Annotated in this window: 18 protein-coding genes and 4 tRNA genes; 1 reads left to right on the plus strand and 21 read right to left on the minus strand. The window is 65.6% G+C overall.

Going from position 1 to position 22,622, the window contains the following annotated elements:
- Positions 1–27: 27 nt before the first annotated feature.
- The 4 genes from tuf (MPE_RS17405) to rpsL form a co-directional block, all read right to left on the minus strand.
- On the minus strand, positions 28–1,218 hold the full coding sequence (gene tuf, locus MPE_RS17405) for an elongation factor Tu (RefSeq protein ID WP_011831019.1): 1,191 nt from the start codon (positions 1,216–1,218) through the stop codon (positions 28–30).
- A gap of 124 nt (positions 1,219–1,342) precedes the next feature.
- On the minus strand, positions 1,343–3,445 hold the full coding sequence (fusA, locus tag MPE_RS17410) for an elongation factor G (RefSeq protein WP_011831020.1): 2,103 nt from the start codon (positions 3,443–3,445) through the stop codon (positions 1,343–1,345).
- Positions 3,446–3,518: 73 nt separating this feature from the next.
- The gene (rpsG, locus tag MPE_RS17415) at positions 3,519–3,989 is read right to left on the minus strand and encodes a 30S ribosomal protein S7 (protein WP_011831021.1); all 471 of its coding nucleotides are present in this window, start codon (positions 3,987–3,989) and stop codon (positions 3,519–3,521) included.
- A 137-nt stretch (positions 3,990–4,126) separates the two neighbouring features.
- Positions 4,127–4,504 carry a 30S ribosomal protein S12 gene (gene rpsL, locus MPE_RS17420; RefSeq protein WP_011831022.1) on the minus strand — a complete coding sequence of 126 codons (378 nt, stop codon included), beginning with the start codon at positions 4,502–4,504 and terminating at the stop codon, positions 4,127–4,129.
- Positions 4,505–4,749: 245 nt separating this feature from the next.
- On the opposite strand from rpsL, the gene MPE_RS17425 reads away from it, so the two are divergent.
- Positions 4,750–5,235 carry a PIN domain-containing protein gene (locus tag MPE_RS17425; RefSeq protein WP_011831023.1) on the plus strand — a complete coding sequence of 162 codons (486 nt, stop codon included), beginning with the start codon at positions 4,750–4,752 and terminating at the stop codon, positions 5,233–5,235.
- Between the two features lie 45 nt (positions 5,236–5,280).
- Here MPE_RS17425 and rpoC read toward each other — a convergent pair whose 3' ends face one another.
- The 17 genes from rpoC to MPE_RS17510 all read right to left on the minus strand — a co-directional run bounded on the left by rpoC (position 5,281) and on the right by MPE_RS17510 (position 22,621).
- On the minus strand, positions 5,281–9,519 hold the full coding sequence (rpoC, locus tag MPE_RS17430; protein WP_011831024.1) for a DNA-directed RNA polymerase subunit beta': 4,239 nt from the start codon (positions 9,517–9,519) through the stop codon (positions 5,281–5,283).
- A 12-nt stretch (positions 9,520–9,531) separates the two neighbouring features.
- Positions 9,532–13,659 (minus strand): DNA-directed RNA polymerase subunit beta, encoded by a 4,128-nt coding sequence (gene rpoB, locus MPE_RS17435; protein ID WP_011831025.1) that lies wholly within the window; start codon positions 13,657–13,659, stop codon positions 9,532–9,534.
- A gap of 346 nt (positions 13,660–14,005) precedes the next feature.
- Positions 14,006–14,383 carry a 50S ribosomal protein L7/L12 gene (gene rplL, locus MPE_RS17440; protein WP_011831026.1) on the minus strand — a complete coding sequence of 126 codons (378 nt, stop codon included), beginning with the start codon at positions 14,381–14,383 and terminating at the stop codon, positions 14,006–14,008.
- Positions 14,384–14,419: 36 nt separating this feature from the next.
- Entirely contained in the window at positions 14,420–14,944 is a 525-nt protein-coding gene (gene rplJ / locus MPE_RS17445; RefSeq protein ID WP_011831027.1) for a 50S ribosomal protein L10, read from the minus strand.
- Between the two features lie 304 nt (positions 14,945–15,248).
- Positions 15,249–15,956: a 50S ribosomal protein L1 gene (rplA, locus tag MPE_RS17450; protein ID WP_011831028.1), complete on the minus strand. Its 708-nt coding sequence runs from the start codon at positions 15,954–15,956 to the stop codon at positions 15,249–15,251.
- 1 nt (position 15,957) lies between these two features.
- Entirely contained in the window at positions 15,958–16,389 is a 432-nt protein-coding gene (gene rplK / locus MPE_RS17455) for a 50S ribosomal protein L11 (RefSeq protein ID WP_011831029.1), read from the minus strand.
- Between the two features lie 164 nt (positions 16,390–16,553).
- A complete protein-coding gene (gene nusG, locus MPE_RS17460) occupies positions 16,554–17,132 on the minus strand; it encodes a transcription termination/antitermination protein NusG (protein ID WP_011831030.1) in 579 nt (192 codons plus the stop codon).
- A 17-nt stretch (positions 17,133–17,149) separates the two neighbouring features.
- Entirely contained in the window at positions 17,150–17,533 is a 384-nt protein-coding gene (gene secE / locus MPE_RS17465; protein ID WP_011831031.1) for a preprotein translocase subunit SecE, read from the minus strand.
- Positions 17,534–17,665: 132 nt separating this feature from the next.
- Positions 17,666–17,741, minus strand: a tRNA-Trp gene (locus MPE_RS17470).
- A gap of 18 nt (positions 17,742–17,759) precedes the next feature.
- Positions 17,760–18,950 (minus strand): elongation factor Tu, encoded by a 1,191-nt coding sequence (tuf, locus tag MPE_RS17475; protein ID WP_011831019.1) that lies wholly within the window; start codon positions 18,948–18,950, stop codon positions 17,760–17,762.
- Between the two features lie 52 nt (positions 18,951–19,002).
- A tRNA-Thr gene (locus MPE_RS17480) sits at positions 19,003–19,077 on the minus strand.
- A gap of 101 nt (positions 19,078–19,178) precedes the next feature.
- Positions 19,179–19,252, minus strand: a tRNA-Gly gene (locus MPE_RS17485).
- A gap of 96 nt (positions 19,253–19,348) precedes the next feature.
- Positions 19,349–19,434 (minus strand) — tRNA-Tyr (locus tag MPE_RS17490).
- 69 nt (positions 19,435–19,503) lie between these two features.
- Positions 19,504–20,211, minus strand: a complete 708-nt coding sequence (locus tag MPE_RS17495) for a uracil-DNA glycosylase (RefSeq protein ID WP_011831032.1) — start codon at positions 20,209–20,211, stop codon at positions 19,504–19,506.
- Between the two features lie 5 nt (positions 20,212–20,216).
- Positions 20,217–21,020 carry an indole-3-glycerol phosphate synthase TrpC gene (trpC, locus tag MPE_RS17500; protein WP_011831033.1) on the minus strand — a complete coding sequence of 268 codons (804 nt, stop codon included), beginning with the start codon at positions 21,018–21,020 and terminating at the stop codon, positions 20,217–20,219.
- Entirely contained in the window at positions 21,017–22,051 is a 1,035-nt protein-coding gene (gene trpD, locus MPE_RS17505; protein ID WP_011831034.1) for an anthranilate phosphoribosyltransferase, read from the minus strand. Before trpD ends, trpC begins: the two co-directional genes overlap by 4 nt.
- Positions 22,052–22,621 carry an anthranilate synthase component II gene (locus MPE_RS17510; protein ID WP_011831035.1) on the minus strand — a complete coding sequence of 190 codons (570 nt, stop codon included), beginning with the start codon at positions 22,619–22,621 and terminating at the stop codon, positions 22,052–22,054. It lies immediately after the preceding gene.
- Position 22,622 lies beyond the last annotated feature (1 nt).

Raw genomic sequence — 22,622 nt, forward strand, 5'->3', positions numbered from 1 at the left:
CGGGACGTACCCACCCGCCGTCATGCATTACTCGATGATTTTGGCGACGACGCCTGCGCCGACGGTGCGGCCGCCCTCACGGATGGCGAAGCGCAGGCCTTCTTCCATCGCGATCGGGTTGATCAGCTTGACCGTGATGCTCACGTTGTCGCCCGGCATCACCATCTCCTTGTCCTTGGGCAACTCCACCGCGCCCGTCACGTCCGTCGTGCGGAAGTAGAACTGGGGACGGTAGTTGTTGAAGAACGGCGTGTGTCGGCCGCCCTCTTCCTTGCTCAGGACGTAGATCTCGGCGGTGAAGTGGGTGTGCGGCTTGACCGAGCCGGGCTTGCACAGCACCTGGCCGCGCTGCACGTCTTCGCGCTTGGTGCCGCGCAGCAGGATGCCGACGTTGTCGCCCGCCTGACCCTGGTCGAGCAGCTTGCGGAACATCTCGACGCCGGTGCAGGTGGTCTTCTGCGTGGCGCTGATGCCGACGATCTCGATTTCCTCGCCGACCTTGATGATGCCGCGTTCGACACGGCCGGTGACGACGGTGCCGCGCCCGGAGATGGAGAACACGTCTTCCACCGGCATCAGGAAGGCGCCGTCCACCGCACGCTCGGGCGTGGGGATGTAGCTGTCGAGGGCTTCGGCCAGCTTCATGATGGCTTGTTCGCCGAGTTCGCCCTTGTCGCCTTCGAGGGCGAGCTTGGCCGAGCCGTGGACGATGGGGGTGGCGTCACCGGGGAACTCGTACTTGTCGAGCAGTTCGCGCACTTCCATCTCCACCAGCTCGAGGAGCTCGGCGTCGTCGACCATGTCGCACTTGTTCAGGAAGACGATGATGTAGGGCACGCCGACCTGACGGGCCAGCAGGATGTGCTCGCGGGTCTGGGGCATCGGGCCGTCGGCGGCCGAGCACACGAGGATGGCGCCGTCCATCTGCGCCGCACCCGTGATCATGTTCTTCACGTAGTCGGCGTGTCCGGGGCAGTCAACGTGCGCGTAGTGCCGGTTGGCGGTCTCGTACTCAACGTGCGCCGTGTTGATCGTGATGCCGCGCGCCTTCTCTTCGGGCGCCGCGTCGATCTGGTCGTACGCCTTGGCCTCACCACCGAACTTCGACGACAGAATCGTCGTGATCGCCGCCGTCAGCGTCGTCTTCCCGTGGTCCACGTGCCCAATCGTCCCAACGTTCACGTGCGGCTTGGTCCGCTCGAATTTGCTCTTGGCCATTTCAGAATCTCCAGATAAAGAACAGTGCCAGTGTTCGGTTTAAGGTCTCCGGCGGGGAGCGGATTCACCTGCCACTGGCAGCAGGCGGCACCTCACCGAAGACCGGCTTGTTTTCTCAGCGCTTTTACTTCGCGCGCGACGTGATGATCGCGTCGGCCACGTTCTTGGGCGCTTCGCTGTAGTGCTTGAACTCCATCGTGTACGTGGCGCGGCCCTGCGACATCGAGCGCAGCGTGGTCGAGTAGCCAAACATCTCCGACAGCGGCACCTCGGCCTTGATGGCCTTGCCACCGCCCGGCATGTCGTCCATGCCCTGCACCATGCCGCGACGGGACGACAGGTCGCCCATGACGTTGCCGGCGTAGTCTTCCGGTGTCTCAACTTCCACGGCCATCATCGGCTCGAGGATGACCGGCGAGGCCTTGCGACAGCCGTCCTTGAAGCCCAGCGACGCGGCCATCTTGAAGGCGTTCTCGTTCGAGTCGACCTCGTGGTACGAACCGAAGGTCAGCGTGACCTTCACGTCCACCACCGGGAAGCCCGCGAGCACGCCGTTCGGCAGCGAATCTTCGACGCCCTTCTTGACCGCCGGGATGAACTCGCGCGGCACCACGCCACCCTTGATGGCGTCGACGAACTCGAAACCCTTGCCTGGCTCCTGCGGCTCGATCTTCAGCACGACGTGGCCGTACTGGCCCTTGCCGCCCGACTGGCGAACGAACTTGCCTTCGATGTCCGACACCGGCTTGCGGATGGTTTCGCGGTAGGCAACCTGCGGCTTGCCGACGTTGGCCTCTACGCCGAACTCGCGCTTCATGCGATCGACGATGATTTCCAGGTGCAGCTCGCCCATGCCGGAGATGATGGTCTGGCCGGACTCTTCATCGGTGCGCACGCGGAACGACGGGTCTTCCTGAGCCAGACGACCCAGGGCGATGCCCATCTTCTCCTGGTCGGCCTTGGTCTTGGGCTCGACGGCCTGCGAGATCACCGGCTCGGGGAAGATCATCTTCTCGAGCGTGATGATCGCGTCCGGATCGCACAGCGTCTCGCCCGTGGTCACTTCCTTCAGGCCCACGCAGGCCGCGATGTCGCCGGCCAGGATCTCCTTGATCTCTTCGCGCTGGTTGGCATGCATCTGCAGGATCCGCCCGATGCGCTCCTTCTTGCCTCGGATCGGGTTGAAAACCGAATCACCGGACTTCAGCACACCCGAATAGACGCGCACGAAGGTGAGTTGGCCGACGTAGGGGTCGGTCATCAGCTTGAAAGCCAGCGCGGCGAACTTCTCGTCATCGGCCGCACGACGAACCACTTCCTTGTCGTCGTCGTCATGGCCGGGAACCGGGGGAATGTCGATCGGCGACGGCATGAAGTCGATCACGCCGTCGAGCATGCGCTGCACGCCCTTGTTCTTGAAGGCGGTGCCACAGAACATCGGCTGGATCTCGGCGGCGATCGTGCGCGTGCGGATGCCGAACTTGATCTCCGCCTCGGTCAGTTCGCCCGATTCGAGATACTTGTTCATCAGCTCTTCGCTGGCCTCGGCCGCAGCCTCGACCATGTTCTCGCGCCACTTCTGCGACTCGGCCTGCAGGTCAGCGGGGATGTCCTCGTAGTTGAACTTCATGCCCTGGGAGGCTTCATCCCAGATGATCGCCTTCATCTTGATGAGGTCGATCACACCGGTGAAGTTCTCCTCGGCACCGATCGGCAGCACGATGGGCACCGGGTTCGCCTTCAGGCGAACCTTCATCTGGTCATAGACCTTGTAGAAGTTCGCACCGGTGCGGTCCATCTTGTTGACGAACGCCAGGCGCGGCACCTTGTACTTGTTGGCCTGGCGCCAGACCGTCTCCGACTGCGGCTGCACGCCGCCCACGGCACAGTAAACCATGCAGGCGCCATCGAGCACGCGCATCGAGCGCTCCACCTCGATGGTGAAGTCGACGTGCCCCGGGGTGTCGATGATGTTGATGCGGTGCTCGGGAAAGGCCAGCTCCATGCCCTTCCAGAAACAGGTGGTGGCAGCCGACGTGATCGTGATGCCGCGCTCCTGCTCCTGCTCCATCCAGTCCATGGTCGCCGCGCCATCGTGCACTTCACCGATCTTGTGGTTCACGCCGGTGTAGAACAGGATGCGCTCGGTGGTGGTGGTCTTGCCGGCATCGATGTGCGCAGAGATACCGATGTTGCGGTAGCGCTCGATGGGGGTCTTGCGGGCCATGGTGTGACTCCAAATACAGGGGCCGCTCGCGGGTTCGTACAAACCCGAAGAGCGGCCGGGGACCAAAAGAGACTTAGAAGCGGAAGTGCGAGAACGCCTTATTGGCTTCGGCCATGCGGTGAACTTCATCGCGCTTCTTCATTGCGCCGCCGCGGCCTTCCGAGGCCTCGAGCAGTTCATTCGCGAGACGCTGGGCCATCGACTTCTCGCTGCGCTTGCGAGCCGACTCCTTGAGCCAGCGCATCGCCAGCGCCATGCGACGAACGGGGCGAACTTCCACGGGAACTTGGTAGTTCGCACCGCCGACACGGCGAGACTTCACTTCGACCATCGGCTTCACGTTGTTCAGCGCGGTGATGAAGACCTCGAGCGGATCACGGTTGGCCTTCTTCTCGACGGTCTCGAGGGCGCCGTAGATGATGCGCTCGGCCACGGCCTTCTTGCCGGATTCCATGATCACGTTCATGAACTTCGAGAGATCGACGTTGCCGAACTTCGGGTCCGGCAGGATCTCACGCTTGGGTACTTCGCGACGACGGGGCATTTCTCTTCCTTCTGTGCTTCAGTCGGCGCCGTTCGGGCGCCTCGGGCAGCCACACACCGGGGCCACCCACTTACTCGACCCGCCTGCGGCGGGCCATCCGACACCGGCCTCGCGGCCGACGATCCTCTGGCGCAGTCTTACGCCTTCTTCGGGCGCTTCGCGCCGTACTTGGAGCGCGACTGCTTGCGGTCCTTCACACCCTGCAGATCGAGCGAACCGCGCACGATGTGGTAGCGCACGCCCGGCAAGTCCTTGACCCGGCCGCCGCGCACGAGCACCACGCTGTGCTCCTGCAGGTTGTGGCCTTCGCCGCCGATGTAGGAGATGACCTCGAACCCGTTGGTCAGGCGCACCTTGGCGACCTTCCGGAGCGCCGAGTTCGGCTTCTTCGGCGTGGTGGTGTAGACGCGCGTGCAGACGCCCCGACGCTGCGGGCCGCCCTGCATCGCAGGCGACTTCGACTTCGTGACCTCGGTCTGGCGACCGTGGCGCACGAGCTGGTTGATGGTTGGCATGGGTAACTTGTTCCCGTTTGAAGTTACTGGTTCAGGTCTTCCGGTGTCATGCGCGACGCCTCCAGACGGAACCAACCCGGGATGCGCGCCTGGGCCCTCGAGCGAGGACGATTCAGGAAGCGCGGCGCAGGTCGCCCAGCAAAGAGCGCAGCAGAATCTGCCGAAAAGCCTGACAGTATATTCGTGTCGAACATTGCCCGCAAGCAAGAGGGCCTGCCTCCGTCGGTCGCCTCTCCCCCTTCTCCATGACAGCAGCCCCTCCGCCCAACGCGGTCATCGACACCAATGCGATCTTGGACTGGCTCGTTTTCCAGGACCCGGGCGCTGCCTTCGGGCGGGCAATCGAGTGCGGCACGCTCCGCTGGATCGCCACACCCGCGATGCTGCTCGAGCACCGGCGGCTGTTCGCAAGCCCCAGCCTGAGCGCGTGGTCGCCTGATGTCGCCCGCCTTGAGGCCGCCTGGGCGCGTTGGGCCCAGGTAGACACTGACACCGTCCCGGGCTGTTCGCTGCGCTGCACGGACCCCGACGACCAGATGTTCATCGATCTCGCATTGGCGCGCCACGTCACTTGGCTGTTGACCCGGGATCGGGCGCTGCTCAAGCTGGCACGGCGCGCCGCGCCAACTGGTTTGCGTGTACTCACACCCACTCATTGGCAGGCCAGCATGACCGTCAGCGCCGAGGCTGCCGCTGAAGCTAACCGCCCCACCGCGACGAGCCGCTCATGAAAAAGGGCGGCCGAAGCCGCCCTTGCAGTCGCTGCGCAACCCCAACTACTGCGCCGGGGGCGGCGCCGGCTCCTCGCCCACCACAGCCTCGGCGGTCGTCGCTGGCGTCAGCAGGGCCTGCTCCTCAGCCTCCTGCAGAGCGATCGAGCGGCGTTCGGCGTCGTCCATTTCCTCCTTGGCCTTGCGGGCCCGGTGGAAAGCCAGGCCGGTCCCGGCCGGGATCAGACGACCGACGATGACGTTCTCCTTCAGACCACGGAGTTCGTCGCGCTTGCCCATGATCGCCGCTTCGGTCAGCACGCGCGTGGTCTCCTGGAACGACGCCGCCGAGATGAACGAGTCGGTCGACAGCGAGGCCTTGGTGATACCCAGCAGCACGTCGGCATGCGTCGCGATCATCTTGCCTTCGGCGCGCATCTTGTCGTTGGTGTCCAGCATCGAGGCGCGCTCGACCTGCTCACCCAGGATGTAGTGCGTGTCGCCCGGGTTGACGATCTGCACACGGCGCAGCATCTGGCGAACGATCACCTCGATGTGCTTGTCGTTGATCTTCACACCCTGCAGGCGGTAGACGTCCTGCACCTCGTCGACGATGTAGCGCGCCAGTTCCTCGATCCCCAGCAGTCGCAGGATGTCCTGCGGATCGGCCGGGCCGTCGACGATGGACTCGCCCTTGTTGACCACCTGGCCTTCGTGCACCAGGATGTTCTTCTCCTTCGGCACCAGCTCTTCGTAGACCTTGCCGTCCGGGTCGGTGATCTGCAGGCGCACCTTGCCCTTGGTCTCCTTGCCGAACGACACGGTCCCGGTCATCTCGGCCAGGGTGCCCTTGTCCTTGGGCGTGCGGGCCTCGAACAGCTCGGCCACCCGCGGCAGACCGCCGGTGATGTCGCGCGTCTTCTGGCCTTCGACCGGGATGCGGGCCAGCACTTCGCCCGGGGCGAGGTCCTGACCGTCGCGGATCTGCACCAGCGAGCCGATCGGGAAACCGATCGTCACCGAGTGGTCGGTACCGGGGATCTTCACCTCGTTCCCGGCTGCGTCGAGCAGCTTCACCTGCGGGCGAACCACCTTGGCTGCGCCACGGCGCTTCGGGTCGATGACCACCAGCGTCGACAAGCCCGTCACCTCGTCCACCTGCTTGGCGACGGTGACACCCTCTTCCACGTTCTCGAACTTCGCCTTGCCGGCGAACTCGGTGATGATCGGCCGGGTCAGCGGATCCCAGTTGGCCAGCACGGTGCCGGCCTTGACCTGCTGGTCGGCCTTGATGTTGAGCGTCGCGCCGTACGGTACCTTGTGGCGTTCGCGCTCTCGGCCGTGCTGATCGGAGATGATGATCTCGCCGGAACGCGAGATCACCACCAATTCGCCCTTGCCGTTGGTCACGTAGCGCATCGTCGCATTGAAGCCGATGTGACCATCGGACTTCGCCTCGACGCTGGAGGCCACCGCGGCACGCGACGCCGCGCCACCGATGTGGAAGGTGCGCATCGTCAGCTGCGTGCCGGGCTCGCCGATCGACTGCGCGGCGATCACGCCCACCGCCTCGCCGGCGTTCACCAGCCCGCCGCGACCGAGGTCGCGGCCGTAGCACTTGGCGCACAGGCCGAAGCGCGTATGGCAGGTCAACGGCGTGCGGACCTTCACCTCGTCGACGGCAGCCGCCTCGACGATGTCGAGCGTGTCCTCGTCGAGCATCAGTCCGGCCGGCACGACCACCTGCTGGGTCTCTGGATGCAGCACCTCGATGGCCGTCACGCGGCCGAGAATGCGGTCGCGCAGCGACTCGATGACCTCGCCGCCCTCGACCAGCGCGCGCATCGCGATGCCGGCGTCAGTGCCGCAATCGTCCTCGGTCACCACCAGATCCTGTGTGACGTCGACCAGGCGGCGCGTCAGGTAGCCGGAGTTCGCGGTCTTCAGCGCCGTGTCCGCCAAGCCCTTGCGGGCGCCGTGGGTGGAGATGAAGTACTGCAGCACGTTCAGGCCTTCACGGAAGTTCGCCGTGATGGGCGTCTCGATGATCGAGCCGTCCGGCTTGGCCATCAGGCCGCGCATGCCGGCCAACTGGCGGATCTGCGCGGCGGAACCGCGCGCACCGGAGTCGGCCATCATGTAGATGGAGTTGAACGACTCCTGGTCCACCAGCTTGCCGTGACGGTCCTCGACCTTCTGCTTGGACAGCTGGGCCATCATGACCTTGCCGACCTCGTCGCCGGTCTTGCCCCAGATGTCGACGACCTTGTTGTAGCGCTCCCCGGCCGTCACGAGACCCGAGACGTACTGCTGTTCGATCTCCTTGACTTCCTTCTCGGCGCGCTCGATCAGGTCGTGCTTCTGCTTGGGCACCAGCATGTCGTCGATCGAGATCGAAATACCGGCGCGCGTGGCCAGACGGAAGCCGCTCTGCAGCAGCTTGTCGGCCAGCACCACCGTCTCCTTCAGACCGCACTTGCGGAAGGAGGTGTTGATCAGCCGCGAGATCTCCTTCTTCTTCAGCGCCTTGTTGATGTTGGCGAACGGCAGGCCCTTGGGCAGGATCTCCGACAGCAGAGCACGGCCGACCGTAGTGTCGACCAGCTTGGACTCCGGCACGAACTCGCCGCTCTCCTTGTCCTTGGTCCACTCGGTCAGGCGCACGGCGATCTTCGCGGTGATCTCGACCTGGCCGTTGTCGAGCGCGCGCTGCACCTCGACCACGTCGGAGAAGATCAGGCCCTCGCCCTTGGCGTTGATGCGGTCGCGGGTCGCGTAGTACAGACCCAGCACGACGTCCTGCGACGGCACGATCGACGGTTCGCCGTTGGCCGGGAACAGCACGTTGTTGGAGGCCAGCATCAGCGTGCGGGCTTCCATCTGCGCCTCGATCGACAGCGGCACGTGGACGGCCATCTGGTCACCGTCGAAGTCGGCGTTGAACGCCGCGCAGACCAGCGGGTGCAGCTGGATCGCCTTGCCCTCGATCAGCACCGGCTCGAACGCCTGGATGCCCAGGCGGTGCAGCGTCGGCGCGCGGTTCAGCATGACCGGGTGTTCCTTGATGACTTCTTCAAGGATGTCCCAGACCACCGGCGTGCCCGATTCCACTTCCTTCTTCGCCGCCTTGATGGTGGTGGCGATGCCCATGGCTTCCAGGCGCGAGAAGATGAAGGGCTTGAACAGCTCGAGCGCCATCAGCTTGGGCAGGCCGCACTGGTGCAGCTTGAGCGTCGGGCCGACCACGATGACCGAACGGCCCGAGTAGTCGACGCGCTTGCCCAGCAGGTTCTGGCGGAAGCGACCGCTCTTGCCCTTGATCATGTCGGCCAGCGACTTCAGGGCGCGCTTGTTCGCGCCCGTCATCGCCTTGCCGCGGCGGCCGTTGTCGAGCAGCGAGTCCACCGCCTCCTGCAGCATGCGCTTCTCGTTGCGCACGATGATCTCCGGCGCCTTCAGTTCGAGCAGGCGGGCCAGGCGGTTGTTGCGGTTGATGACGCGGCGGTACAGATCGTTCAGGTCGGACGTGGCGAAGCGCCCGCCGTCCAGCGGCACCAGCGGACGCAGGTCCGGCGGCAGCACCGGCAGCACGTTCATCACCATCCACTGCGGCTTGATGCCCGACTTCTTGAAGGCCTCCATCACCTTCAGGCGACGCGAGTTCTTCTTGACCTTGAGCTCGGAGCCAGTCATGTCGCCGCGCAGGCGCTCGATCTCGACGTCGAGGTCGATCTCGGCCAGCAACTTCTGGATGCCCTCGGCGCCCATCAGCGCGACGAATTCGTCGCCGTGCTGCTGTTTCTTCGCGTCGTAGTCGTCCTCGGTCATGATCGAGAACTTCTTCAGCTCGGTCATGCCCGGGTCGACGACCACGTAGGCCTCGAAGTACAGCACGCGTTCGATGTCACGCAGCGTCATGTCGAGCACCAGGCCCAGGCGCGACGGCAGCGACTTCAGAAACCAGATGTGCGCGCAGGGCGCGGCCAGATCGATGTGGCCCATGCGGTCACGGCGCACCTTGGTCTGGGTGACCTCGACGCCGCATTTCTCGCAGATCACGCCGCGGTGCTTCAGGCGCTTGTACTTGCCGCACAGGCACTCGTAGTCCTTGATCGGGCCGAAGATCTTGGCGCAGAACAAGCCGTCGCGTTCCGGCTTGAAGGTACGGTAGTTGATGGTCTCGGGCTTCTTCACCTCGCCGAACGACCAGCTCCGGATCTTCTCCGGGGACGCCAGGCCGATCTTGATGGCATCGAAATGCTCATCCGGGGTGAACTGCTTGAAAAGGTCGAGTAGTCCCTTCATGCATCTTCTCCTTTAGTTGCGCTCGAGCTCGATGTCGATGCCGAGCGAACGAATTTCCTTCACCAGCACGTTGAACGACTCCGGCATGCCGGCCTCGATCGCGTGCTCGCCCTTGACGATGCTTTCGTACACCTTGGTGCGCCCGTTCACGTCGTCCGACTTCACGGTCAGCATTTCCTGCAGCACATAGCTCGCGCCATAGGCTTCCAGCGCCCAGACTTCCATTTCGCCGAAACGCTGGCCGCCGAACTGCGCCTTGCCGCCCAGCGGCTGCTGCGTGACGAGCGAATAGGGGCCGGTGGAGCGCGCATGCATCTTGTCGTCGACCAGGTGGTGCAGCTTCAGCACGTGCATGTAGCCCACGGTGACCGGACGCTCGAAGGCGTCGCCGGTGCGGCCGTCGTGCAGCGTCGCCTGGGTGCGGGTGGCGTTCAGCCCCTTGGCCGCGGCGATCTCGTCCGGATAGGCGAGGTGCATCATCGCGCGGATCTCCTCCTCGGTGGCGCCGTCGAACACCGGCGTCGCGAACGGCACGCCCTGCGCAAGATTGGTCGCCATTTCGGTGATCTCGGCATCGCTGAGGCCGTTCAGGCCCTCCGACTTGCCGCCCGACTTGTTGTACAGCTCGTCGAGGAACTTGCGCACGTCGGCGATCTTTGCCTCCTGCTGGAGCAGGTCGCCGATGCGCTGGCCGATGCCCTTGGCGGCCCAGCCCAGGTGCACTTCCAGCACCTGTCCGACGTTCATCCGCGACGGCACGCCCAGTGGGTTGAGCACGATGTCGCACGGCGTGCCGTCGGCCATGTAGGGCATGTCCTCGACCGGAACGATCTTGGAGACCACGCCCTTGTTGCCATGGCGGCCAGCCATCTTGTCGCCCGGCTGCAGGCGGCGCTTGACGGCCAGGTAGACCTTGACCATCTTCAGAACGCCGGCCGGCAGTTCGTCGCCCTGCGTCAACTTCTTGCGCTTCTCCTCGAAGGCGAGGTCGAAGCTGTGGCGCGTCTGCTCGAGCGAGTTCTTGATCGACTCGAGCTGGTTGGCGATGTCGTCGTCCGCCGGGCGGATGTCGAACCAATGGTACTTGTCGACGCTCGCCAGGTAGGCCTTGTCGATCGGCGTGCCCTTGGCGAGCTTGTTCGGACCGCCATTGGCCGTCTTGCCGGCCAGCAGCTTCTCGATCCGGTCGAAGGCGTCGGCCTCGACGATGCGCAGCTGGTCGTTCAGGTCCAGGCGGAAGCGCTTGAGCTCGTCGTCGATGATCTGCTGGGCGCGCTTGTCGCGCTGGATGCCTTCGCGGGTGAACACCTGCACATCAATCACGGTGCCGTTGGTGCCCTGGTCCACGCGCAGCGAGGTGTCCTTCACGTCGGACGCCTTCTCGCCGAAGATCGCGCGCAGCAGCTTCTCTTCCGGCGTCAGCGTGGTCTCGCCCTTCGGCGTGACCTTGCCGACCAGCACGTCGCCCGGGTTCACCTCAGCACCGATGTAGACGATGCCCGACTCGTCGAGCCGGCCGAGTTGCTGCTCGGACAGGTTCGGGATGTCGCGGGTGATTTCCTCCGAGCCCAGCTTGGTGTCACGCGCCATCACCACCAGTTCCTCGATGTGGATCGAGGTATAGCGGTCGTCGGCGACCACGCGCTCCGAGATCAGGATCGAGTCCTCGAAGTTGTAGCCGTTCCAGGGCATGAACGCGACCAGCATGTTCTGGCCGAGCGCCAGTTCACCGATGTCGGTCGACGCGCCGTCGGCGATCACGTCGCCGGCACCCACCTGGTCACCGCGCTGGACGATCGGGCGCTGGTGGATGTTGGTGTTCTGGTTCGAGCGCTGGTACTTGATCAGGTTGTAGATGTCGACGCCGACCTCGCCCGCCACCGTTTCCGCGTCGTTGACGCGGATCACGATGCGGTTGGTGTCGATGTAGTCGACCACGCCGCCCCGCTTGGCCGTGACAACCGTGCCCGAGTCGACCGCCGAGACGCGCTCGACGCCGGTGCCGACAAAGGCCTTCTCGGGGCGCAGCACCGGCACGGCCTGGCGCTGCATGTTCGCGCCCATCAGCGCGCGGTTCGCATCGTCGTGCTCGAGGAAAGGCACCAGCGAGGCCGCCACCGACACGATCTGCGTCGGCGCCACGTCCATGTACTGGATGCGCTCGGGTGAGGTCAGCACCGACTCGCCGCTCTCGCGGGCCGACACCAGCTCGTCGATCAGCTTGCCGTCCTTGTCGAGACCGGCATTGGCCTGCGCGATGACGTACTTGCCTTCCTCGATGGCCGACAGGTAGTCGATCTGGTCGGTGACCTTGCTGTCGATCACGCGGCGGTACGGCGTCTCGAGGAACCCGTACTCGTTGAGCTGGGCGTACAGCGCCAGCGAGTTGATCAGGCCGATGTTCGGACCTTCCGGGGTCTCGATCGGGCAGACGCGGCCGTAATGGGTCGGGTGCACGTCGCGCACCTCGAAACCGGCGCGCTCGCGGGTCAGGCCACCCGGGCCCAGGGCCGAGACGCGACGCTTGTGCGTGATCTCGGACAGCGGGTTGGTCTGGTCCATGAACTGCGACAGCTGGCTCGCCCCGAAGAACTCCTTCAGCGCCGCGGAGATCGGCTTGGAGTTGATCAGGTCGTGCGGCATCAGCGCCTCGGTCTCGGCCTGGCCGAGACGTTCCTTCACGGCCTTCTCGATGCGCGCCAGACCCGAGCGGTACTGGTTCTCGGCCAGCTCACCGACACAGCGCACGCGGCGGTTGCCGAGGTGATCGATGTCGTCCACCTCGCCGCGGCCGTTGCGCAGCTCGACCAGGATCTTGACCACGTCGAGGATGTCGTCGTTGGCCAGCACCATGCGGCCTTCGGCGGTGTCACGCCCAACGCGGGCGTTGAACTTCATCCGCCCGACGCGCGACAGGTCGTAGGTGTCCTCGCTGTAGAACAGGCGGTTGAACAAGGCCTGCACCGCGTCCTCGGTCGGCGGCTCGCCGGGGCGCATCATGCGGTAGATCGCCACGCGAGCGGCCAGCTCGTCGGCGGTCTCGTCGGAGGCCAGCGTCTGCGAGATGTACGCGCCCATGTCGAGCTCGTTCGTGTACAGGCACTGGATGTCCTTGATGCCGGCCGTGCGCAGCTTCTTCAGCAGCGAATCGGTCAGTTCGTCGTTGGCCTTCGCGATGATCTCGCCGGTGTCGGCATCGACCATGTTCTTCGCCAGCACGCGGCCGACGAGGAAGTCTTCCGGCACGCTGATGAAGCTGGTGCCCGACGCTTCCAGCGCACGCGTGTGGCGCGCCGTGATGCGCTTGTCCTTCTCGACGATCACGGCACCCGCCTTGTCGGTCAGGTCGAAGCGGGCGATCTCGCCGCGCAGCCGGTCGGCCACGAACTCCATCTGCGCGCCCGAGTCCATCAGGCGGAAGTTGTCGAACACGAAGAAGTTCGCGAGGATCTGCTCCGGGTTCAGACCGATGGCCTTCAGCAGGATCGTCACCGGCATCTTGCGACGGCGGTCGACGCGGAAGTACAGGATGTCCTTCGGGTCGAACTCGAAGTCCAGCCACGAGCCGCGGTAAGGAATGATGCGGGCGCTGAACAGCAGCTTGCCCGAGCTGTGGGTCTTGCCCTTGTCGTGCTCGAAGAACACGCCCGGCGAGCGATGCAGCTGCGAAACGATCACGCGCTCGGTGCCGTTGACGATGAAGGAGCCGTAGTCGGTCATCAGGGGCACTTCACCCATGTAGACCTCCTGCTCCTTGATCTCCTTGACCACCTTCGACTGCGAGGTCGAGGTTTCGCGGTCATAGATGATCATCTGCAGCTTGGCGCGCACCGCGGCGGCGTAGGTCAGGCCGCGCTGCTGGCATTCCCGCGTGTCGAACGCGGGCTTGGCCATGTTGAACTCGATGTACTTCATCTCCACGAACCCGTTGTGCGAGACGATCGGGAAGGCGGAGAGGAAGGCGGCCTGCAAGCCCTCCGGTTTGCGCTTTTGGGGCGGCACGTCCTTCTGCAGGAAGGCGACGTAGGAATCCTTCTGCATCGTCAGCAGATAGGGCACGCCCAAGACGTTCTCGCGCTTTCCGAAACTCTTCCGGATGCGCTTGCGCTCGGTGTAGCTGTAGGGGGTTGCTTGCGCCATTGATCACTCCGTGTCGAACGAGCACCGCCCGGCCTAGGCGACACTCTTTCGGCGACTGGCGACGCAGACCTTGCGTCTGCTGCTTGGTGGCTGGCCACTACCAGCCGCTGGCGGACAACCAGGGCATTGCACCCCAGCCCGACCAAACCGGTTCCCTGCAGTCGTTTCAGAGAACACTTGGAAACCCCCAAGGGAGACTTCCAGGTGCTCACGGCCCTCGGAGAAACCCTCGATTATGACCTCGAGGATCTTTCTGACACCCCCCAAGGGCTAATGAGAGGGATCGCTCCAGGAAGCGCAAAAGGCTGGGGCCGATCCGGCACCCAGCCCCGTGCGCCGCGTCTGATTACTTCAGCTCGGCCTTCGCGCCGGCTTCCACCAGCTTCTTCACAGCCGCTTCGGCGTCGGCCTTGGCCACCGCTTCCTTCACGTTCTTCGGAGCGCCATCGACCAGGTCCTTGGCTTCCTTCAGGCCCAGGCCCGTCAGTTCGCGCACGGCCTTGATGACCGACACCTTGTTCGCGCCGGCCTCGAGCAGAACGACGTTGAACTCGGTCTTCTCTTCCACCGCAGCAGCAGCGCCACCACCACCGCCGGCAGCCGGGGCGGCCATCGCGGCGGCGGACACGCCGAACTTCTCTTCGATGGCCTTGACCAGCTCGTTGAGCTCCATCACCGACATGCTGTCGAGGGCGGTCAGGAATGCGTCTTTATCGAATGCCATTTTGGTTCCTAGATATGCGTTGAAATTGAATGAAGATCAGGCGGCGGCAGCCTCGGCGGGCGCGGCTTCCGCCGACCCCCCTCGCTGCTCGGCCAGCGCGGCCAGTACGCGCGCGATGCGCGAGACCGGCGACTGCATCAGTCCCAGCAGCTGCGACAGCAGCACTTCCTTGCTCGGGATCGATGCCAGCGCCTTCACGCCCTCGGCGTCCAGGGCCTTGCCGGCATAGGCGCCGGCCTTGATCACCAGCTTGTCGTTGCCCTTTGCGAAGTCCGCGATGACTTTGGCTGCTGCCACAGCGTCTTCGGAGAAGCCGTAGATCAGCGGGCCAGCCATGCTCCCGGCGGCCACTTCGAACGAGGTGCCAGCGACGGCACGGCGAGCGAGCGTGTTCTTCAGCACGTGAAGATAGACGCCCTTCTCGCGCGCCTGCTTGCGCAGCGCGTTCAAGTGTTCCACCGTGAGTCCGCGGTACTCGGCCAGCGCCAGCGTCTGTGCCTTGGCCACCTGGGCCGACACCTGCGCCACGACGGCTTCTTTCTCGTTGCGATTCAGACTCAAGGTCCACTCCTTTGCTTATGCGCCCCGGACCTTGCGGTCCGCGGCACCCACTTCAGCGACCTTCTGTCCAGGAACCCCGCCGATCACGAATCGCTTCGTCCTCGACGGCCATGCCCGTTCAGCGGGATCGCCATCTGCGCTGGCTTCGTCGCCGACCCTTCGGCCGACACCTCATTTAGGCGGCTCGCGCCGCACCAACGGTCTTTGACGGCCCGCGCCGGATTGCCCCGAGAGGCTCACCGGCACGACCCACCAATTCAGCCGGATCTCGCGCCAGACACTCGCGAGACCCTTGTCCGATGTATCAGCCCTGCGCGGCGGCGTTGATCGACGCCACGTCCACGCGCACGCCGACACCCATGGTCGACGACACCGCGACCTTGCGCAGGTAGATGCCCTTGCTGGTCGCCGGCTTGGCCTTGTTGAGCGCCTCGATCAGCGCCTGCAGGTTGCCCTTGAGCTTGTCGCCGTCGAACGAGCGGCGGCCCAGCGTCGTGTGGATGATCCCGGCCTTGTCGACGCGGAACTGCACCTGGCCGGCCTTGGCGTTCTTCACTGCGGTGGCCACGTCGGGCGTCACGGTACCGACCTTCGGGTTCGGCATCAGGCCGCGCGGGCCCAGGATCTGGCCCAGCGTACCGACGATCCGCATCGTGTCCGGCGACGCGATCACGACATCGAAGTTCAGGTTGCCGGCCTTGACCTGTTCGGCCAGGTCTTCCATGCCGACCACGTCGGCGCCGGCGGCCTTGGCTTCCTCGGCCTTGGCGCCCTGGGCGAACACCGCCACGCGCTTGGTCTTGCCGGTCCCGTTGGGCAGCACGACGGCGCCGCGGACCACCTGGTCTGACTTCTTCGCATCGATGCCGAGTTGCACGGACACGTCGATCGATTCGTCGAACTTCGCGGTCGCGCAGTCACGCACGATCTTGAAGGCATCGTCGATCGCGTACAGCTTCAGGCTGTCGACCTTGCCCTCGAGGGCCTTCTGGCGTTTGGTGAGCTTGGCCATGTCAGACACCCTCCGTGGTGACGCCCATCGAGCGGGCGGTGCCCGCGATGGTGCGGACCGCAGCGTCCAGGTCGGCCGCCGTCAGGTCCTTGGTCTTGGTCTTGGCGATCTCCTCGAGCTGGGCCCGGGTGATCTTGCCGACCTTGTCGGTGTGCGGCTTGGACGAGCCCTTGTCGAGCTTGATCGCCTTCTTGATCAGCACCGTGGCGGGCGGCGATTTCAGCACGAAGGTGAAGCTCTTGTCCGCGAACGCGGTGATCACCACCGGCAGCACGAGGCCGGGTTCCATCGACTGGGTCTGGGCGTTGAACGCCTTGCAGAACTCCATGATGTTGAGGCCGCGCTGACCCAGCGCGGGACCGATCGGGGGCGACGGATTCGCCTTGCCGGCCGGGATTTGCAGCTTGATGAAGCCGACAATCTTCTTGGCCATGTGTTTCTCCTAGAACCTCCCTCGCGGCCTGCGCTGGAGGTCGAGTGCAAACGCCAGGGACTGGTTACCCGGGCTCCTCACACCGATGTCACGTCACCGGCAGCAACGGATGGCGTCTGGCGCCTGCCTTGCGGCGCGCCGCCCCGCCATCGGGGCTGAATGCATCAGACCTTCTCGACCTCGTGGAAATCCAGTTCCACCGGCGTCGAGCGGCCGAAGATCGTCACCGAGACGCGCACCTTCGACTTGTCGTAGTTGACTTCTTCGATGGCACCGTTGAAGTCGGTGAACGGGCCTTCCTTGACGCGCACCAGTTCGCCCACTTCCCACTCGACCTTGGGGCGCGGCTTCTCGATGCCTTCCTGCATCTGGTGCACGATCTTCATCACCTCGGCCTCGGAAATCGGCGCCGGGCGGTTCTTCGCGCCGCCGACGAAGCCGGTGACTTTGGAGGTGTGCTTCACCAGATGCCAGGACTCATCGTCCATCAGCATCTCGACCAGCACGTAGCCGGGGAAGAAGCGGCGCTCGGTCACGGCCTTCTTGCCGTTCTTCATCTCGACCACTTCCTCGGTCGGGACGAGGATGCGGCCGAACTTGGCCTGCATGCCGGCACGGTCGATGCGTTCGCGCAGGTTGCGTTCGACGGCCTTCTCCATGCCGGAGTAGGCATGCACCACGTACCAGCGCAGCGGGCTGGCGGGTACGGCGTCGGTGGTGGCTGGGGTCTGGACTTCGCTCATGTTCAACCTCGCGCCTTTCAGCGCCTCCAACCCAGGATCAAGTCGTACAGCGCCCACTCCAGGGTCTTGTCGGTCAGCCACAGGAACAGCGCCATCACGAACACGAAGGCGAACACATAGCCCGTCATCTGGATCGCTTCCTTGCGGCTTGGCCACACGACCTTGCGCAGTTCACGGACCGAGTCTCGGCCGAAGCCGGCCAGCGCCTTGCCCGGCTCGGCCGTGAAGAACACGGCCACGCCGGCGACCATCAGTCCCAGCAGCGCGGCCACGCGCAGCCACAGGTCCTGCTTGCCGAGCAGGTAGAACGCGGCGACCGCGGCGACGACCAGCAAGCCCGCGGCGGCGAGCTTGGCCTTGTCAGCGCCGGTGGAAACGGTTTCGACGGTTGGGTTGTTCATCTTGCTTCGGTTCGATCACGAGGGCCGCCCTACAGCAGCAAGGCCCGCGGGGTCCGTGGACTCCCTGCGGGCCGCTGCGCGCCGGCATGTGCGTTCGATTCGATCAGTGCCTGTCGGACTCCGGGCGATGCGTGGCAGGGGCAGAGGGAATCGAACCCCCAACCTTCGGTTTTGGAGACCGACGCTCTGCCAATTGAGCTATACCCCTACGCAACCCTTGAAATGATTACTCGATGATTTTTGCGACGACGCCTGCGCCGACGGTGCGGCCGCCCTCACGGATGGCGAAGCGCAGGCCTTCTTCCATCGCGATCGGGTTGATCAGCTTGACCGTGATGCTCACGTTGTCGCCCGGCATCACCATCTCCTTGTCCTTGGGCAACTCCACCGCGCCCGTCACGTCCGTCGTGCGGAAGTAGAACTGGGGACGGTAGTTGTTGAAGAACGGCGTGTGTCGGCCGCCCTCTTCCTTGCTCAGGACGTAGATCTCGGCGGTGAAGTGGGTGTGCGGCTTGACCGAGCCGGGCTTGCACAGCACCTGGCCGCGCTGCACGTCTTCGCGCTTGGTGCCGCGCAGCAGGATGCCGACGTTGTCGCCCGCCTGACCCTGGTCGAGCAGCTTGCGGAACATCTCGACGCCGGTGCAGGTGGTCTTCTGCGTGGCGCTGATGCCGACGATCTCGATTTCCTCGCCGACCTTGATGATGCCGCGTTCGACACGGCCGGTGACGACGGTGCCGCGCCCGGAGATGGAGAACACGTCTTCCACCGGCATCAGGAAGGCGCCGTCCACCGCACGCTCGGGCGTGGGGATGTAGCTGTCGAGGGCTTCGGCCAGCTTCATGATGGCTTGTTCGCCGAGTTCGCCCTTGTCGCCTTCGAGGGCGAGCTTGGCCGAGCCGTGGACGATGGGGGTGGCGTCACCGGGGAACTCGTACTTGTCGAGCAGTTCGCGCACTTCCATCTCCACCAGCTCGAGGAGCTCGGCGTCGTCGACCATGTCGCACTTGTTCAGGAAGACGATGATGTAGGGCACGCCGACCTGACGGGCCAGCAGGATGTGCTCGCGGGTCTGGGGCATCGGGCCGTCGGCGGCCGAGCACACGAGGATGGCGCCGTCCATCTGCGCCGCACCCGTGATCATGTTCTTCACGTAGTCGGCGTGTCCGGGGCAGTCAACGTGCGCGTAGTGCCGGTTGGCGGTCTCGTACTCAACGTGCGCCGTGTTGATCGTGATGCCGCGCGCCTTCTCTTCGGGCGCCGCGTCGATCTGGTCGTACGCCTTGGCCTCACCACCGAACTTCGACGACAGAATCGTCGTGATCGCCGCCGTCAGCGTCGTCTTCCCGTGGTCCACGTGCCCAATCGTCCCAACGTTCACGTGCGGCTTGGTCCGCTCGAATTTGCTCTTGGCCATCTCGATCTCCTGAAGGTCGCGGGTGACAGTTGCTTGAGAGTGCGTGCGAAGGTGGTGCCCATGGCGCGGATCGAACGCGCGACCTCTCCCTTACCAAGGGAGTGCTCTACCACTGAGCCACATGGGCATCGATACTGGTCTGCGCCCGGCTCGACAGAACCAAGGCACACATCACTACCGACCGCCGAACCTTCCCATCGCCAGAAGGCCCGCAAACCCGTGGAACTGTGGAGCGGGAGACGGGAATCGAACCCGCGTCATTAGCTTGGAAGGCTAGGGTTCTACCATTGAACTACTCCCGCCCTGGGAGTCACTGCCCGGACCGGCACAGCCAGCACATCACACGGTTTTGCGGCCCCGAAAGACCACGGCACTCTCAAACGAAAAACGATTCGCCCTGGTGGAGGAGGCTGGATTCGAACCAGCGTAGGCGTAAGCCAACAGATTTACAGTCTGCCCCCTTTAGCCACTCGGGCACCCCTCCGGGACGAGCCCGCGACTATATCACGGCGCCTTCGGCGGACAAGCATCATCCCCCGGCCCCGCGCCGGATTCAGGCGCCCAGCGACCAGTCGAGCGGCCGGCCGGCGCGCGCCAGGAAGTCGGCCGAGGCCGAGAAATGCCCACAGCCGATAAAGGGCAGCGGCGGCCGGCGCGCCGACAGCGGCGACGGGTGGTTGGCCTGCCAGATGCGGTGCGGCCCGCCACCGGCGGCCACGACGGCCGCCTTGGCCTGGGCGTGCGCGCCCCACAGCAGGAAAGCCACCGGCTGAGGCTGCCGCGCGACTGCCGCGATCAGCGAGTCAGTGAGCACTTCCCATCCGAATTTCGCATGACTGCCGGGCAGGCCATCCTCGACGCTCAGGCTGGTGTTGAGCAGCAGGACGCCGCGCCGCGCCCAGGCGAGCAGGCTGCCCGAGGCCGGCATCGGTTGACCGAGGTCGCGCTGCAGTTCCGCGAAGATATTGCGCAGGCTGGGCGGAGGGCGCACCCCGGTGGGCACCGAGAACGCCAGCCCCTCGGCCTGGCCGGGGCCGTGGTACGGGTCCTGGCCCAGGATGACGGCACGCACCGAGTCCAGCGGCGTCAGTTGCAGCGCCCGCAGCGGCTGCGGCGGGTAGACGGTTGCGCCGGCCGCGCGGCGCGCGGCGAGCCGCTCCATTAGTCTCTGCCCGGCGACCGAGCCGCGGAAGGCGCCGACCACCGGCCGCCAGCCGGCGTCGAGGGCCTCGTCGTCCAGCGCGCTATCGGCGGCGGTCACGCGCCTCAGCCGAACAGCGCGGCCAGCGCCAAGCCGGGATCGGGCGCGCGCATGAAGGCTTCGCCGACCAGGAAGGCGTGCACCTGGGCCTCGCGCATGCGCCGCACGTCGGCCGGAGCGAGGATGCCGCTCTCGGTCACCAGCAGGCGGTCCGGCGGCACGCGCGGCAACAGGCCCAGCGTGGTGTCGAGCGTGACCTCGAAGGTCCGCAGGTTGCGGTTGTTGATGCCGACCAGCGGAGTCTTCAGCCGCAGCGCGCGGTCGAGTTCGGCGCCGTCGTGCACCTCGACCAGCACCGCCAGGCCGATCGCCTGCGCCACCGCTTCCAGGTCGGCCATCTGGGCGTCGGCCAGGCAGGCGGCGATCAGCAGGATGCAGTCGGCACCCATCTCGCGCGCCTCGAACACCTGGTAGTCGTCGACCATGAAGTCCTTGCGCAGCACCGGCAGCGGGCAGGCGGCGCGGGCGGCCAACAGGTAGTCGACCGAGCCCTGGAAGAAGCGCTCGTCGGTCAGCACCGACAGGCAGGCCGCGCCGTGGCGGGCGTAGCTCTCGGCGATCGCCGCCGGCACGAAGTGCTCGCGCAGCACGCCCTTGCTCGGGCTGGCCTTCTTGACCTCGGCGATCACCGCCGGCCGGCCGGCCGCGACGCACCCGCGCAGCGCGCCGGTGAAGTCGCGCAGGTCGGCGCGCCGTTCGGCCGACTCTGCGTCGGCGCGCAGCGAGGCAAGGGAGCGCCGCTTGCGCGCGGCCACGATCTCGTCCCGCTTGACCGCGACGATCTTCTGCAGGATGTCTTCGCCGCTCACGCCGCCCCCTTGAGCCGGCGCGTCGTCGCGACGAACCGCTCGAGCGTCTTCGCCGCCGCACCCGAGGCCACCGCCTCGCGCGCCTGGCGCACACCCTCGCCGATCGATGGCGCGACGTCGGCGGCGTACAGCGCCGCGCCGGCGTTGAGCAGCACGATGTCGCGCACCGGCCCTGCCTCGTCGGCGAGCGCGCGGCGGATGCAGCCGACCGACTCGTCCTTGCTCGCCACCTTCAACCCCCGGGTGTCGTAGACCGGCAGGCCGAAGTCGCTCGGATGCACCGTGTACTCGCGCACCTCGCCGTCCTTCAGCTCGCCGATCAGCGTCTCGCCGGACAGCGAGATCTCGTCCATGCCGTTCATGCCGTAGACCACCAGCACGTGGCGCGAGCCCAGGCGCTGCAGCACGCGCACCTGGATGCCGACCAAGTCGGGGTGGAACACGCCCATCAGCTGGTTCGGCGCGCCCGCCGGGTTGGTGAGCGGCCCGAGGATGTTGAAGATCGTGCGCACACCGAGTTCCTTGCGCACCGGGCCGGCGTGCTTCATCGCCGGGTGGTGGTTGGGCGCGAACATGAACCCGATGCCCGACTCGGCCAGGCACTCGGCCACCTGCGCCGGCGCGAGGTCGATGCTGGCGCCCAGCGCCTCGAGCACGTCGGCGCTGCCCGAGGTGGAGGACACGCTGCGCCCACCGTGCTTGGCCACGCGCGCGCCGGCTGCCGCCGCGACGAACATCGCGGTGGTCGAGATGTTGAAGGTGTGGGCGGCGTCGCCGCCGGTGCCGCACAGGTCGACCAGGTGCTCGGTGTCGGCCACCGGCACCGGCGTCGCGAACTCGCGCATCACGGTGGCCGCAGCGGCGATCTCGCCGATGCTCTCCTTCTTGACGCGCAGGCCCACCGCCAGCGCGGCGATCATCACCGGCGACATCTCGCCGCTCATGATGCGTCGCATCAGGTGCAGCATCTCGTCGTGGAAGATCTCGCGGTGCTCGATCGTGCGCTGAAGGGCGGCGGTGTCCGTGATCATCTAGCGAGCTCCTTCGAGGAAGTTCTTCAGCATCGCGTGGCCATGCTCGGTCAGGATGGACTCGGGGTGGAACTGCACTCCCTCGATCGGCAGCGAGCGGTGGCGCACGCCCATGATCTCGCCGTCCGGCGTGGTCGCGCTCACCGCCAGCTCGGCCGGTAGCGTCGCGCGCTCGATCGCCAGCGAGTGGTAGCGGATCACGTTGAAGCGCTCGGGCAGGTTCGCGAACACACCGTGCCGGTCGGTCGTGATCTCGCTCGCCTTGCCGTGCATCTGCACCTGGGCGCGCACGATGCGTCCGCCCAGCGCCGCGCCGATCGCCTGGTGACCCAGGCACACGCCCAGGATCGGCAGCCTGCCGGCGAAGTGGCGGATCGATTCGACACAGATGCCGGCCTCGGCCGGCGAGCAGGGGCCGGGCGAGAGCACCAGGCGATCGGGCCGCAGCGCCTCGATCTCGGTCAGCGTGATCTCGTCGTTTCGGAACACCTTCACCTCCTCGCCGAGCTCGGCGAAGTACTGCACCAGGTTGAAGGTGAAGCTGTCGTAGTTGTCGATCATCAGGAGCATG

Source organism: Methylibium petroleiphilum PM1 (assembly GCF_000015725.1).
Classification (GTDB): domain Bacteria; phylum Pseudomonadota; class Gammaproteobacteria; order Burkholderiales; family Burkholderiaceae_C; genus Methylibium; species Methylibium petroleiphilum.